10 protein-coding genes, 1 pseudogene and 1 other annotated feature are annotated in these 16066 nt (G+C 46.6%); all 11 genes and pseudogenes read left to right on the forward strand.

Going from position 1 to position 16066, the window contains the following annotated elements:
- Positions 1 to 2 precede the first annotated feature (2 nt).
- Positions 3 to 3569, forward strand: a complete 3567-nt coding sequence (locus OCV54_RS02425; RefSeq protein ID WP_022217545.1) for a DUF5717 family protein — start codon at positions 3 to 5, stop codon at positions 3567 to 3569.
- Between the two features lie 33 nt (positions 3570 to 3602).
- Positions 3603 to 5528: a DUF5716 family protein gene (locus OCV54_RS02430; protein ID WP_055222465.1), complete on the forward strand. Its 1926-nt coding sequence runs from the start codon at positions 3603 to 3605 to the stop codon at positions 5526 to 5528.
- Between the two features lie 7 nt (positions 5529 to 5535).
- Complete coding sequence (locus OCV54_RS02435; RefSeq protein WP_055222466.1) at positions 5536 to 6372, forward strand: hypothetical protein; 837 nt, start codon at positions 5536 to 5538, stop codon at positions 6370 to 6372.
- Between the two features lie 61 nt (positions 6373 to 6433).
- Positions 6434 to 6649: a binding site (T-box leader), on the forward strand.
- A gap of 95 nt (positions 6650 to 6744) precedes the next feature.
- Positions 6745 to 9387 carry a valine--tRNA ligase gene (locus OCV54_RS02440; RefSeq protein ID WP_022217547.1) on the forward strand — a complete coding sequence of 881 codons (2643 nt, stop codon included), beginning with the start codon at positions 6745 to 6747 and terminating at the stop codon, positions 9385 to 9387.
- Between the two features lie 130 nt (positions 9388 to 9517).
- Complete coding sequence (locus OCV54_RS02445) at positions 9518 to 9826, forward strand: rhodanese-like domain-containing protein (protein ID WP_055222467.1); 309 nt, start codon at positions 9518 to 9520, stop codon at positions 9824 to 9826.
- Between the two features lie 32 nt (positions 9827 to 9858).
- A complete protein-coding gene (locus OCV54_RS02450; RefSeq protein ID WP_055222468.1) occupies positions 9859 to 11016 on the forward strand; it encodes a THUMP domain-containing class I SAM-dependent RNA methyltransferase in 1158 nt (385 codons plus the stop codon).
- Entirely contained in the window at positions 11013 to 12707 is a 1695-nt protein-coding gene (locus tag OCV54_RS02455) for a lectin like domain-containing protein (protein WP_055222469.1), read from the forward strand. The genes OCV54_RS02450 and OCV54_RS02455 overlap by 4 nt, the downstream gene beginning before the upstream one ends.
- Before the next feature lie 39 nt (positions 12708 to 12746).
- Complete coding sequence (locus OCV54_RS02460) at positions 12747 to 13349, forward strand: XTP/dITP diphosphatase (RefSeq protein ID WP_022217550.1); 603 nt, start codon at positions 12747 to 12749, stop codon at positions 13347 to 13349.
- 61 nt (positions 13350 to 13410) lie between these two features.
- The gene (locus tag OCV54_RS02465) at positions 13411 to 13935 is read left to right on the forward strand and encodes a metallophosphoesterase (protein ID WP_055222470.1); all 525 of its coding nucleotides are present in this window, start codon (positions 13411 to 13413) and stop codon (positions 13933 to 13935) included.
- A 133-nt stretch (positions 13936 to 14068) separates the two neighbouring features.
- Positions 14069 to 15448, forward strand: coding sequence for a 23S rRNA (uracil(1939)-C(5))-methyltransferase RlmD (gene rlmD / locus OCV54_RS02470; RefSeq protein ID WP_055222471.1), 1380 nt, complete (start codon positions 14069 to 14071; stop codon positions 15446 to 15448).
- A 442-nt stretch (positions 15449 to 15890) separates the two neighbouring features.
- Positions 15891 to 16037 (forward strand): annotated as a pseudogene (locus OCV54_RS02480) (DUF6017 domain-containing protein); the annotation flags it as partial.
- Positions 16038 to 16066: the final 29 nt, after the last annotated feature.

Consider the following 16066-nt stretch of genomic DNA (forward strand, 5'->3'; position numbering starts at 1 on the left):
CGATGAAGGGAATAGTTGAACAGTATGCTCGTGGTGAGTTTAAGGTTGACAGACCAGCGGTAGCCATATCAGTCAGCAAGATAGAATTGAATATCGAGGCGGGAACTGTGTATGATGGAGAGTTTACAGTGGATTCTTCAAACAGTTGTGCAGTGAAACTGATGGTATACGACAGCCGCTATATACTGGATTTCAAGAGTCACACATTTGTGGGCAGGAAGAACAGAGTCAGCTATTCATTTGACGCCCGAGGAATCGAGCAAGGCAAATCCTTCAAGGGTCATATAAATATAATCACTGATGGGGGAGAGTTTATCATCCCTTATCATATAGCTATAGTCGCTCCATATATTCAGGTCGAGGGTAAGAAGCTCGAGGATCTGTTCCAGTTTGCAGCATATGCAGAGGAGAACTGGGAGGATGCCATAAGGATATTCGGAAGCGAGGATTTTGTGCGCACTTTTATAGGCAGGGATGAAAAGCTTCAGAGGGTGTATGACACACTGGGGATGTCACTGTCCATAGGACAGGCCATGGAGGAATTCCTTGTGTATACACACAAGAAGAGGGCACTCACACTGTCCGTGGCTCAGAACGATCTGCTGGTTGAGATGCCATCCGAATTGGTCAGGGCATCGGTTACGATCACCAAGAACACCTGGGGCTACACGAATACCAAGATAGCATCGGACTGCGATTTCCTTATACCGGAGACCAGCGTGCTGAAGTGGAACAGCTTCGATGGCAACACATTTGACCTCAGTTTCCTCATAGATCCGCAGAAGATCCACGACGGGGAGTCATCGGGTTACATTTATATATGGAACACTTATCAGAATATGAGAATACAGGTGAGCATCAGAAAGCCTGAGGTCATCAAGATGACTCCAAAGAGCAGGCAGACGAGATTCACCATCAAGAGGGCGGAGGAGGCTCTGATCCGTGCATATATTGACTTCAGAACGGACAAGATCGATCTGAAGAAGTACATAGCGGAGACTAGGGATGCCCTGAACACCCTTATAAAATACAGACCGGAGTATGGCATGTACAGGCTGGGACTGCTCCATATGCAGATCCTGGAGGGACACACGGAATTTGTCGAGCAGGAATTTCTGAGAATAGATGCGGATGCCAATTTCACAAGCATGGAGGATATGGAGAAGTGTTATCTCAGTTACCTGAAGTCGCTTCTGCGCAGGGAGAAGTTCATCATAGACAGAACTGCTGCCATGGTCAGAGAAAGATTTGAGGCAAATGACAAGAACAGGCTGTTCTATTTCTGGATACTGTTATTTGTGGATGTGAATTATACAGAGGACAAATGGGTTCTCTACGAGGATATACAGAAGCTGTTTAACTCAGGTGTAAACAGTCCGGTAATATACTTTGAGATATGTGACATGTTCAACAAGCAGCCTCTCATGATGAAGAAGATCGCACCGCTTGAGATCGCAGCCCTCAGATGGGGCATGAGAAATGAATTTGTCTCAGAGGATGTCATCGTGGAGTTTGTCAAGACTGCTTCGAGACAGAAGGATTTTGACGAGCAGGCATTTAAGATGCTTGAGCAGATATACGATATGAGGCATGACAGGACGACTCTGGATGCCATTTGTGGAATACTGATCAAGAATAAGATGTACGATCCGTGTTATCACAGATATTACAGTGACGCATCGGACAAGGATCTCAAGTATGTTGGTCTGAATGAATGCTTTATCAGGAGCATGGACAAAAACCACTACGATGAGATACCGGAGGCTATACTCAGATATTTCAGTTACAAGAACGTTTTGACGGACGAGGAGCTGGCATATATATATGCAAATGTCATTATGAACAAAGAGAACCAGAAGTCGGTGTACAGGGATTTTGTCCCTGCCATTGAGCGTTTCATGGAGAAGATGATACTTCAGGGAAATGTGAGCGATGACCTGACAGTCATATACGATGAATTCCTTGATCCTGATACGGTGAAACCGGAATTTGCCACAAAGCTCATCAACATAATATTCAAGAGAAAGTTCGTGTGTGATAATGAGAATATAACACACATACTGGTATCCCACAGTGAGCTTGGCGGAGAGGTCAAGGTTCCGGTGGTTAATGGTGAGGCATATGTAGAGATAATATCGCCGTCTGCCATAGTCACACTTCTGGATGACAACGGCGGCAGATATGTGAGCACCGTACAGTACAGAATGGAGAGAATCGTAGACGAGAGGAGCTATCTGGACATTTGTCACGAGTACAGTCCAAGGGATTACAGATACCTGTTGTTCCTCTACAACGATATAGATATATTTACACACAGGGATGCAAAGGAGATAAATCTTGCCAGAGATATCGCACTCTGCCCTGAGGTGAGCTACAGGGTGAGACAGGAAGCGCTTACCCATATGGTTGAGTATTATCATGAGAATTTCGATGCGGACATTCTCGGAAAATATTTGTCCAAGATAGATCTGGATTACGTGGATCCTTCATATGCTTCCAGGATAAATACATATTATATAGCTCTGGATATGTATGAGAATGCATTTGAGGGAATGTACAGATTTGGCTATGTGGATGTGGATATAGATGAGCTGATCAAGATAGCCGAGTTTGGAATCGATGACAAGAGATACGATGAGAGCAGGCTGCTCATATCCATATGCGTGTATATATACAGGAGAGGGTACGCCGGACAGAAGATACTGTCATATCTCATCAACAATTACAACGGATCACTCGAGGAGATGGCAAATCTCTTCAAGTCGGTCAATTCAAATTACAGAAATATTGATATGCTGTCTGAGAACATACTCGCACAGATGATGTTCGCGGACGGATATATAGAGTCCATATACGATATATTTGAGGTGTACTATCGCGGCCGCAGCCGAGGCATGGTGGTGAAAGCTTTCCTCAGATATTGCGCGCACCAGTATTTTATAAAGGATCAGAAGATCCCTTCATATATAATGGAGGATCTGTACAAGGAGATCGCCAAGGGCAATATAAAGGACGAGATATCCAGAATGAGCCTGCTGTATTATTTTAGCAACCGAAGTGGACGATACACTGAGGAGCAGCAGGAATGGATCAAGGCAAATGTAAAACAGTTTATAGAATACAGCAAGATACTTCCGTTCTTCAGAAAATTTGAGTCGATCGTAAAGCTGCCAGGGGATATGAGATTCAAGACATATGTCATATTCAAGGGTGAAAGCGGAAAGCAGGTATGGGTCAGCTACAGCTTTGGACAGGAGAGCAGCAGTATGGCAAACTACAAATCCGAGAGGATGAATGAGATAATTCCGGGAGTGTATGTTAAGGAAGTTGTCGTATTCCACGGAGAGTCGCTTGTCTACTCCATCGATGGAGTGGTTGGAACTTCAGTCGTGGTTGAGAGCGACATACTCAAAAATGAGACATTCCATAAGGATGGAAGCAGCAGCTTTGAACTTATCAATAGCATGCTGGTTAGCCAGGAGACAAGAAATGACCATGAGCTCATACAGGCAATGGACACATATCTGTACAACAGCCATTTCTTCGACGCCAATTTGATGTTGCTTTAACTTTTTGATTTTTCACAAGGAGGGGCATAATTTATGTCTGACACACAGTTATATCTGGGTCTGGATCTTGGCCCGGAATATACACAGCTTAGTTATTATAATGTTGACACGCGGGAGCCGGAATCGGTGTACCACAAGGAGGCGAGGGATACATATATGCTCCCTAACATCATGTTCTACAGCGCGTACAACAAAAAGTCGGATGACGGACAGAGTGAAGCTTACAAGTTCATAGATCTGGCTGGCTGGTGTGCAGGGGCGAAGGCTTCAGCCTGCAGGTTCGAGGAAAATGGAACGGTTGTGGATCAGGTGTATGAGCGTACCCTGAGAAATGAGAATATAGAAGTTGCGGGGCGTAATTATAAGGCGGGAGATCTTCTTGTGAAGATGATGATACTGCATATAAGACAGTTTACCGAGCAGTTTGAGGGTTTTGTGATAAAGAAACTGACAGTCACAGTGGCTGACACAGATCCGCGCATCATAGCTGCAGTCAGAGGACTTAAGTCGGCACTCCGTCTGACCCATGACCAGTTTAATATAGTGAGCCATCTGGACAGTGGCCTGTGCTATATATTTGCACAGCCTGAGCCGCTCAGGAATAACAGCGTGGGACTGTTTGATTTCGGCAGGAGCGGGCTGGATTTTTACAGGATAGATATGACAAGGAAATATCCTTTGATAGTGACCGTTGAGCATGTGAACTTCCATGACAGGATGAACATGAAAAGATTTGGAAAATACCATGAGGATATGGATGAGGCATTTGCGGATATAGTTAAGGAATGTATGTCACAGGTGTTTATATCCTCTGTATTCCTCACGGGAATAGGATTTGCTGACAACTGGATGAAGCAGTCGGCGGCGGTCCTGTGTCAGGGCAGAAGGGTATTTGTTGGACAGAATATATATACAAAGGGTGCATGTTACAGATCGCTTGGCGGTGTGTACACGGAGGCGCTCAGCAGATATTTTATAGATACGGAGCAGACGGTCAAGACAAATATCGGAATAAATCTCATGGATGAGAAGAAGACGTTCTGGCCGATAGCATACGGCGGGCTTGAGTGGTTCAACACCCGCGGAAGCATAGAGGTATTCCTCGACAACACAAGAAGGATACAGATCGTATACCAGGATATACTGACTGAGGAAGAATGGCGGGAGACTGTGGAGATATACGGACTTCCGGCGAGACCAAAGAAGACGACAAAGCTGTCGATATCCGTGGAGTATTATGGTGCGGATAAGGGCGCGATAGTCATCCGTGATCTTGGATTTGGAAGTTTGTATCCTACCACAAATAAGATATACAGAAAAGAATTTGATATAGGAGCCATCAGGAGAAAGCATGCGGAGAAGCTTGAGGCGGCGCGAAGGGAAGAGGAGCTCAGGATACGCATGGGTGACACCGAGGAACTGAGAGGCGAAGATCCGGCGGTGGAGCATGGTAATGCAAAGACGGTGGAAGCCGAGCCGGAGGTACATGAAGAGCCTGTGGTATATTACGGAACAGCGTCACCTGTGGAGCCGGAGACTGTGGAAGAGCCGGATGATTTCGGAACAGAAGCAGAGGATGTTGTGGAAGAGATTGACGACGATGCGGCGGATATGACGGAGGCTGAAGAGTTAGAAGATGATGCGGTCTCTGATCCTGAGAACATTTCAGATGAAATTGATGATGACGAAACGGAATCAGTGGATGCTGCATATGAGGTAGATGATGACGAAACGGAATCAGTGGATGCTGCATATGAGGTAGATGATGACGAATCAGAATCAGATGACATTACAGACGATGCAGATGACAGCGAGACTGAGATCGACGAGTCAGAGCCGGACGATGAAGAAACCATAGATGAAGAGGATCTGGATGACGAAGATTCCGATGAGTATGAGCAGAGTGCGTTCAGCATCCCGTCATACCTCAGAGGACAGCATTTTGATCCGGGAGAGTGATACACATATGAGTGGAATTATTATTTGTAAGACAAAGACAGCGGACAATCCGTACACATTCCTCAATACGAAGATAACCATATATTCATATGAGGAGCTGTGCTACTACATATTCAACAATATGGTGCTCATAGGTAAAGACGACCTTGCGGACAGACTCAGCACCTGGCTGAGAACGGCCATAGACATGGAGGATCTTGCAGACAAGATAGACGCGCTCAATGCCAAGAATGCGTATATCCAGGATATCATGGTGGAGATACTTACATTTGGTGAGTTCTACAGCAAGGATGAAGTGAAGGAATTCATGGACGAGTGCAAGAGAATCAGGACTCTCAAGCCGTATGAGCTGGACAAGAAGAGAGCTGACAGCTACATGATGTACAAGCATTACATCAAGGCTGACGCCATATACGATGACATCATAGAGTACAAGGAGTCACATGGTGAGTACGATGAGTTCCTTGGAAATATATATCACAACAAAGGCGTTGCGCTGGCGGGCAATCTTCAGCTTGAGGAGGCAAATGATGCTTTCATCAGAGCATTTGCGCTGAATAAGAACAATGAGTCATTGATAGAATACTTCTGTGTAATGGCGGTGACGGTGGACACGGCGACACTCCAGAGGGAGATAAGAAAGCGCGGTATGCCGGCCGGATTCCTGGACGATCTGATGAACGAGATCGCTGATTCAAAGGAGGATGTACATGAGATGTCCATATACAACAAAGTCCAGAAGGCTGTGTACAACAGAATGCACGGCGACATAGAGGACTATGACAGGCGTATGAATTCCATCCTGAGTGCACTCAAGGATCAGTTCAGAAACCAGATAGGATGACTTTGTGCTTGACGTACAGCCAGCCTATGTTGTACTATCACAATGAATAAAGAAGATATATGCAAATGCTGTGACGAAGAGGAGTAGCATGTGGAGTCAGACAGAGAGAATGGTTCGTGGGCTGTGAGACCGTTCCTGACAGAGACTTGTGAAGGTAGCTTCTGAGCTGCATGGCTGAAAGATCATGATAAGGATAGGCCATGCCGGGGCGTTCCCGTTATAGGATAAGATGAGATACAAAACAAGGTGGTAACGCGAATATTTACTCGCCCTTCTGACAGAATGTCCGGAGAGCGGGTTTTTTTGTGAAAAATTTTGTAAAAGTATATATCAACATGTAAGAGATCAGGAAGAATAGAAAGGAAGAATGAGATGAAAGAGTTAGAGAAGACATATGATCCTTCCCAGATAGAGGACAGACTCTACAGAAAGTGGGAGGAGAAGAAGTATTTCCACGCAGAGGTTGACAGGAGCAAGAAGCCATTTACGATCGTAATGCCACCTCCAAATGTAACAGGACAGCTCCACATGGGACATGCCTTGGACAATACAATGCAGGATATACTTATCAGATTCAAGAGAATGCAGGGCTACTCAGCACTGTGGCAGCCTGGTACAGACCACGCAGCCATCGCAACCGAGGTTAAGGTTACAGAGAAGCTGAAGGAGCAGGGAATAGATAAGAAAGAGATCGGCCGTGAGGAGTTCTTAAAGCATGCATGGGCATGGAAGGAAGAGTACGGCAACCGTATCGTGAGCCAGCTCAAGAAGATGGGTTCATCCGCTGACTGGGACAGAGAGAGATTCACCATGGACGAGGGATGTTCCAAGGCAGTCAAGGAAGTATTTGTAAGACTGTACGAGAAGGGCTACATCTACAAGGGCTCAAGGATCATCAACTGGTGTCCTGTATGTAAGACTTCCATATCAGATGCTGAGGTTATACATGAGGAGCAGGACGGATTCTTCTGGCATATCAACTATCCTGTAGTTGGAGAGCCTGGAAGATTTGTGGAGATAGCAACCACAAGACCGGAGACACTTCTCGGAGATACAGCCGTTGCAGTAAATCCTGACGATGAGAGATACACAGATATAGTAGGAAAGATGCTGGAGCTGCCACTTACAGACAGACAGATCCCGGTTATCGCAGATCCATATGTTGACAAGGAGTTTGGAACAGGATGTGTAAAGATCACACCTGCACATGACCCTAACGACTTCGAGGTTGGAAAGCGTCACAATCTTGAGGAGATAAATATACTGAACGATGATGCAACCATAAATGAGCTCGGAGGCAAGTATGCAGGCATGGATCGCTACGAGGCAAGAAAGCAGATGGTGGCAGACCTTGACGCACTGGGACTTCTCGTAAAGGTAGTTCCACACAGCCACAACGTAGGAACACATGACAGATGTAAGACAACTGTAGAGCCTATGATCAAGCCTCAGTGGTTCGTCCGCATGAAGGAGATGGGACAGGCAGCACTTGACATCATCAAGACCGATGAGCTCTCATTTGTGCCTGAGCAGTTCGACAAGACATACATCCACTGGCTTGAGAATATCCGTGACTGGTGTATATCAAGACAGCTTTGGTGGGGACACAGAATCCCTGCATGGTACTGTGACGAGTGCGGCGAGACCATCGTCAGCCGTGAGACACCTACAGTATGTCCAAAGTGCGGATGCACACATCTCACACAGGATGAGGATACGCTCGATACATGGTTCTCATCTGCACTGTGGCCATTTTCAACACTTGGCTGGCCGGATAAGACACCTGAGTATGAATACTTCTATCCTACAAGCGTGCTTGTAACCGGATACGACATCATATTCTTCTGGGTAATCCGTATGGTATTCTCAGCACTTGAGCAGACAGGCAAGAGCCCGTTCAAGCATGTGCTGATCCACGGACTTGTAAGAGACGACCAGGGACGTAAGATGAGTAAGTCACTTGGAAATGGTATTGACCCGCTTGAGGTTATAGATAAGTACGGTGCAGACGCCCTTCGTCTGACACTTATAACAGGAAATGCTCCTGGAAACGACATGCGTTTCTACTGGGAGAGAGTTGAGAATTCCAGAAACTTTGCAAATAAGATCTGGAACGCAACACGTTTCATCATGATGAATATGGAGAAGGCAGATTTCACAAATGTGAAGCTGTCAGACCTGACAATAGCTGACCGCTGGATCCTGTCCAAGGTCAACACACTTGCAAAAGAGATGACAGACAACATGGAGAAGTTCGAGCTTGGTATCGCTGTATCCAAGGTATACGACTTCATCTGGGAGGAGTTCTGTGACTGGTATATCGAGATGGTTAAGCCTCGTCTCTACAACGATGAGGATGAGACAAAGGCAGCAGCACTCTGGACACTTAAGACAGTTCTGATCCAGGCACTTAAGCTTCTTCATCCATACATGCCATTCATCACAGAGGAGATCTTCTGCAACATTCAGGACGAGGAGGAGTCGATCATGATCTCCAAGTGGCCTGAGTACACAGACGAGTGGAACTTTGAGGCTGACGAGGCCGCTGTTGACACTATCAAGGCAGCAGTCCGTGCCATCAGAAACCTTCGTACAGGAATGAACGTACCACCTAGCAGAAAGGCAAAGGTATATGTCGTATCTGCAAAGGAGGACGTGAGACATATATTTGAGTCATCAAAGAGCTTCTTTGCCACACTGGGTTATGCCAGCGAGGTACACGTTCAGGAGGACAAGACAGGAATCGATGAGAATGCAGTATCAACACTGATCCACGATGCCGCTGTATACATTCCTCTTGAGGAGCTTGTGGATATCGACAAGGAGATCGAGCGACTTGAGAAGGAGGCTGCTAAGCTTGCCGGAGAGATCAAGCGTGCATCAGGAATGCTTGCAAATCCAAAGTTCGTTGACAAGGCCCCAGCCGCAAAGGTTGAGGAGGAGAAGGCAAAGCTTGCCAAGTACACTGAGATGTCTGAGCAGGTTGCCGAGCGTCTTGCACAGCTTAAGAAGTAATTATAAGGTCCCGACAGACGGAATTGGCTTTTCGCCTGCCGGGATCTTCGTTTTTATTGTGTCGATGAGACATTTCCTTCATATCATATAACAGAAGAGGTTTTTCTGTCGGTATGAAGGAGGTGGAGAAATGGGATTCACAAGTATTCCCATACGCAACATCATACGTGAAGCTGTTGCAAGGGGCGGCATAATAGTGGATGTCAGGAACCGCGATGAATTTCTGGAGGGACACATCCCCATGGCGGTAAATATTCCATTTGAGTTGATAGAAGCGGGGGAGTATACTCTTCCCAAAAGCAAATATCTGCTGGTATACTGTGCTCATGGGGTGAGCAGCATGAAGGCTGCGCTCATCATGAGCGAGGATGGATACAGAGTTATCAACACGGTGGGAGGCTTGGCGCAGTACAGAGGCCCGCTCACAAGACAGCGATAGAACAAATATACAACCCACAGAAAGGGCAGGAAATGAGTAGAGTAGAACTTATAGCTCCATGTCATTTTGGACTGGAGTCGGTACTGAAAAAAGAAATACTTGATCTTGGATACGAGATAGTCCAGGTGGAGGACGGAAGGATCACATTTGCCGGAGACGAGAGTGCGATTGCAAGGGCAAATATTTTTATAAGGACAGCCGAGCGTATCATGCTCAAATGTGGCAGCTTCAAGGCCGCCACATTTGACGAGCTGTTCGAGGGAACAAAGGCCATCGCCTGGGAGAAGTATCTGACAAGGGATGCAAAATTCTGGGTGTCCAAGGCGACATCAAACAAGAGTGCACTCTTCAGTCCATCGGATATACAGTCCATAGTCAAGAAGGCTATGGTTGAGAGATTGAAGCAGACATACAGAGTGTCATGGTTCACGGAGGATGGCGCAAGCTATCCGGTGAGAGTATTTATATTCAAGGATATAGTGACCATAGCACTTGACACGTCAGGTGTGTCACTTCACAAGAGGGGATACAGAAAGCTGGTTGGAAAGGCTCCTATATCGGAGACGCTGGCGTCCGCGCTGATCATGCTCATGCCGTGGCACAGGGACAGAGTTCTTGTAGATCCGTTCTGCGGAAGTGGAACATTTCCGATAGAGGCTGCCATGATAGGCGCACACATCGCACCGGGAATGGACAGGGAGTTCACGGCCCAGGAGTGGTCCAAGATCTGTGACAAGAAGATATGGTACAATGCGGTGGATGAGGCTCATGATCTCATAGACCACGATGTGAAGATGAACATACAGGGATATGATCTGGATGGCGATATGGTGAAGTGTGCCATGGAGAATGCCAGGGCAGCAGGAGTGGAGCAGCACATCCATTTTCAGCAGAGGGATGTGAAGGATCTGAGGAATCCGAAGAAGTATGGATTTATAATCACAAATCCACCTTACGGAGAGAGACTTGAGGAGAAGGAGGCTCTGCCTGAGCTGTACAGGACCATCGGCGAGAGCTATAGGAATCTTGATGACTGGTCAATGTTCCTCATCACATCGTATACGGATGCGGAGAAGTATATCGGCAGAAAGGCCGACAGAAACCGCAAGATATACAACGGAATGATAAAATCATATTTCTATCAGTTTATGGGACCGAAGCCGCCTAAACGAAGGAGAGAAGAAGCTTGAAGAAATTTGTATATATAATTCTGATCCTTGCCATAGGTGCTCTGGCGTATTACGGAACAAAGGAGCCGTCGGGACGTCTGGAGAAGAACGAGGAGGATCAACACGCAGTTTCCGGCATGTCTGAGAAGCTTGCGGGCGATTACAATGAAGCGGGACTCACACTGTATGTAAATGGCAGTGAGGTGGAAGAGGACGAGTACAAGCCGTATGTAAGCAATAATCTTCACCTTATGATGCCGCTGAAGATGCTCAAGGATAAGATGAAGTGCACATACATAGAGTATGTGAATGGCAGTATCGTGATCAAGAGGAATGAAGGAGTCGCCAGACTGGTGCTTGATTCCCAGGATGCAGAGCTGGACGGCAAGGACGTGAAGATCGCGGATGCGCCGATAAAGAAGGATGACGAGACATTTGTCCCTATAGAGTATATAGCGGACACGCTCGACTATACATGTGAGTACAATTATGACACAGGCCGTGTATCCCTGCAGAAGGTCGGTGAGGACAGTAAGCTGCCGGCCGCCTACGACATGAGAAAAGAGGGCAGGGTCACAGAGGTCAGAGACCAGGGAGACTCGGGAACATGCTGGGCATTTGCGTCGCTGGCTGCGCTTGAGACAACTCTTATGCCGGATGAAAAGCTGCAGTTCTCTGTGGATAACATGACCATGAACAACGGATTTGGCGTTGAACAGTTTGAGGGTGGCCAGTACAGGATGAGTATTGCATATCTTGCATCCTGGAAGGGACCGGTTCTCGAGAAGGATGATCCGTACGGGGATGACAAGACGAACTCCAAGCTTAAGGCCGTGAAGCATTTGCAGGAGGCGGAGATAATTGACGACAAGAATCTGAAGGCTGTGAAAGAGGCAGTGTACACCAAGGGCGGTGTGGAGACTGCGATATACAGCGATATGATAGATGCCGACAGCAGCTCGGAGTATTACAACGAGGAGACTCATGCGTACTATTATGATGGTTCAGAGGGAATCAACCACGATGTGGTAATAGTAGGATGGGATGACAATTACAGCAAGAACAACTTTAACAAGGCGCCGAAGAAAGATGGTGCTTTTATCTGTAAGAACAGTTGGGGAACCGAATTTGGCGAGGATGGATATTTCTATATATCCTACTATGATGCGCATATTTGCGAGACCAGTGTTGTGTACACCAGACTTGAGGGTGCAGACAACTACGATAAGATATACCAGTCGGACAAGCTGGGCTGGGTAGGAGTTCTTGGATTTGACCAGGAGGATGCCTATTTTGCAAATGTTTACACGGCAGGCAAGAGCGAGGAGCTCAAGGCTGTGTCATTCTATGCTACTGATGCAAAGACGACATATGAAGTATATGTGGCTACAAATTTTGAGAACACTGACGATCTGGCAAATAAGAAGCTTGTCGCGTCAGGCGAGATGGAGTATGCAGGATACTACACGGTCAACCTGGATGAGGTGGTAAAGCTCCCGGATGAGAAGAAATTTGCGGTCATAGTACATATAACCACGCCGGGCAGCAAATACCCGATAGCCATAGAGTATGATGCGGATTCCATGACCGACAGCTTTGACATCTCCGACGGAGAAGGCTATATAAGTCTGTATGGAAATCAGTGGTACAGTGCGGAAAAAGAGAGAAAATGTAACGTCTGCCTCAAGGCATTTACGGATAAGACAGAATAAACAGGAAGTGTATGTAAGCTGTGGGAAAGGAGAACTATTATGGACAAGCTGATATTTGCAACGGGAAATGAAGGAAAGATGAAGGAGGTCCGCATGATACTTGCTGACCTCGGATTTGAGATACAGTCCATGAAGGAGGCTGGGATCGATATAGACATAGTGGAGGACGGACAGACATTTGAGGAGAATGCTCTGATCAAGGCGAGAGCCATCAGCAAGGAGAGCGGATGTCTGGTGCTTGCCGATGACTCAGGCCTTGAGGTCGACTATATGGACAAGGCGCCTGGAATATACAGCGCGAGATTCCTAGGCGAGGACACATCGTATAGGATAAAGAACCAGTACATAATAGACAAGCTGGCCGGGGTTCCAGATCCTGAGAGGACAGCAAGATTCGTGTGCGCTATAGCAGCAGTGTTCCCGGATGGAAGCGAGTACACAGAGCGCGGAACCATAGAGGGAATCATAGGCTACGAGGAGCGCGGCGAGAACGGTTTCGGGTATGACCCTATATTTTACCTTCCAGAGCTGGGCAAGACCACTGCGGAGCTTGATCCTGAGGAGAAGAACAAGATCAGTCACAGGGGAAATGCACTGAGACTGATGAAGAACGTCATCAGAGCGCACAGGGAGAGTAAGTGAGAATCAGGAATAAATCAGTTAATGATCAGTGGGATCGATGGATTCTCGTTAGGAGGAATAGATGAAAGTACTGATAATAAGTGACACTCATGGCAAGAGTAGCTGCTTAAAACAGATACACGATATAGTTGGCGACGTGGACATGCTGATACACCTCGGTGATGTGGAGGGAGACGAAAAGCTGATACATGACCTGTTTGACTGTGAGATCCACATGGTGAGGGGCAACTGCGATTACAACCCGGAGCTCCCGATATATGACGAATTCAACATCGGAGATAAGAGGGCATTTATAACGCATGGACACAGGTATGGTGTGAACAGCGGTATTTCATATCTGGAGGAGCTTATCGACACGGAAGGATATGACTTCGTAATGTATGGACATACACACCGCCGTGACCTGACGTGCTACAAGGGTTCATATATAGTGAATCCGGGAAGTCTGGCTCTGCCGAGGGACAACCGGATTGGAACGTATATGCTGCTTGATTTTGACCAGCACGGAACGCCGTTTTTTGCGCAGAATGAGCTGCCGAGGGTAGAGTCGAATGTGTCAAGTTTTCGAAGAAAATTTGACATGTAGCATCAGCCCTGCCGAAGGCAGCTTTAAATGGCTGATGTTCCATACCGGAGGAGAAGAAGAGGAAGAAGTTTTTTGAGGATCTGTGGGGATAGGGCAGACCGTTCCAGAAAAATAAATAAGGATTGGAAATAGAATGAAGAAACACGATATAGTTGAAGGTGTGATAGACACATATGAGTTCCCGAACAAGGGAAGCTTTCATATGGATGACAGAAAAGTAACAGTTAAGGGTGCGATAAAAGGCCAGAAGGTGAGCTGCCGCATAACGAAGCTGAAGAAGGGCAAGGCCGACGGCAGACTCCTTGAGGTTTTGGAGAAGTCGGAACTTGAGGATGCTTCGCCGGTTTGTTCGCATTTTGGAATGTGCGGTGGCTGCAGCTACCAGACGCTCAGCTATGAGAATCAGCTGAAGGTGAAGGAGGAGCTTGTCAAAGGGCTTCTTGACGGTGTGATCGATGGTGAGGCTCATCCTTATGAGTGGCAGGGGATAATTGCATCTCCTGTGACAAAGGGATACAGGAACAAGATGGAGTTCTCATTTGGCGATGAGTACAAGGACGGCCCGCTGGCGCTTGGACTTCACAAGAAGAACAGCACATACGACATCGTTCAGATGGATGACTGTTATATAGTGAATGATGATCTGAACAAGATAGTGAAATATACTGTCCAGTTCTGCAAGGAGGCGGGACTCCCATATTACAAAAAGATGCAGCACGAGGGGCTTCTGCGCCATCTGGTTATCAGACGTTCGGCGACAAATGGCGATCTGCTGGTGAATCTGGTGACAACCACCCAGAATCTGGCGGCTCTCGACCTTGATGCATACGTGAAGGGGCTGCTGGAGCTGCCACTTGAGGGCAAGATCGCGGGAATTCTCCACACGGAAAATGACTCCATGGCGGATGCAGTCATCAGCGACAGGACAAATCTGCTCTACGGAACAGAGTATATATATGAGACTGTCCTTGGACTTCAGTTCAAGATATCACCGTTCTCTTTCTTCCAGACAAATACCAAGAGCGCGGAGAGACTCTATGACAAGGCGCGCTCTTATGTGGGTGATACAAAGGATGCCGTCATATTCGACCTCTACAGCGGAACCGGAACGATAGCCCAGCTTCTTGCGCCTGTTGCAAAGAAGGTCATCGGCGTGGAGATAGTTGAGGAAGCCGTGGATGCCGCCCGTGTGAATGCGGAGCTCAATGGTCTTGACAACTGCGAATTCATTGCCGGTGATGTGCTCAGGGTCATAGACGACATAGAGGATAAGCCGGATTTCATAGTACTTGATCCACCTCGTGACGGAATCAATCCGAAGGCCCTGTTGAAGATCATCAACTATGGCGTGAAAGCGCTTGTATACATAAGTTGCAAGCCTACATCACTTGCCAGGGATCTGGTGACTTTGCAGGAGCATGGATATTTTGTGACCAAGGCTTGTGCCGTCGATCAGTTTCCGGGGACGGTGCATGTGGAGACTATAATAGGGCTACGTCGTACAGATTCGTGAAAATCCTTGAATTTACGCACTTTTGCAGCTTTTTCAATTTCGGCAGAACCGATGTGAAAAGGAATAAAAAGCAGATAGTGGACAGAATTCATGTCGTTGTCGGCTATAGAGTCGACACGAGGGACACAATATTCTTTGATGAATAAAAGTGAATAAAATAGCCAATTTGGCAGGGATATTTAATTACAAAATATTGAATATCCCTGCCTTTTATTTTCTATTCAAGGAGGTGTCAATATGTTAAAGATAAGGCTTCAAGGGACAAAAAATGACATACGTTGGTTTGTACGTTTACTTCAGAGAGATAAGCGATTTGACGTGAATAATGTTTCAATTTTTTTCGATAATGTTGGAATAGATAAATATAAACGTGTGTATGCAGAAGTATCAAGAAAGAAAACGCAGTGGAAGAAATGCAAAAACAGGCGTGAAAACTGATACGATGGAGTATGTGCTGGAATGCCTTCGCAACAATACTACAAAGGTACGCAACATACGAAGCTATATGCTCACGACACTGTATAATGCTCCGGTAACATGTAGTAATTACTATAAAGCAGAAGTAAACCATGACTTCTATGGTAAGTAACGATTCATAGCTGCTGGAAACAGCAGTTG

The sequence above is a fragment of the Coprococcus aceti genome, assembly GCF_025567285.1.
Classification (GTDB): domain Bacteria; phylum Bacillota; class Clostridia; order Lachnospirales; family Lachnospiraceae; genus Coprococcus; species Coprococcus aceti.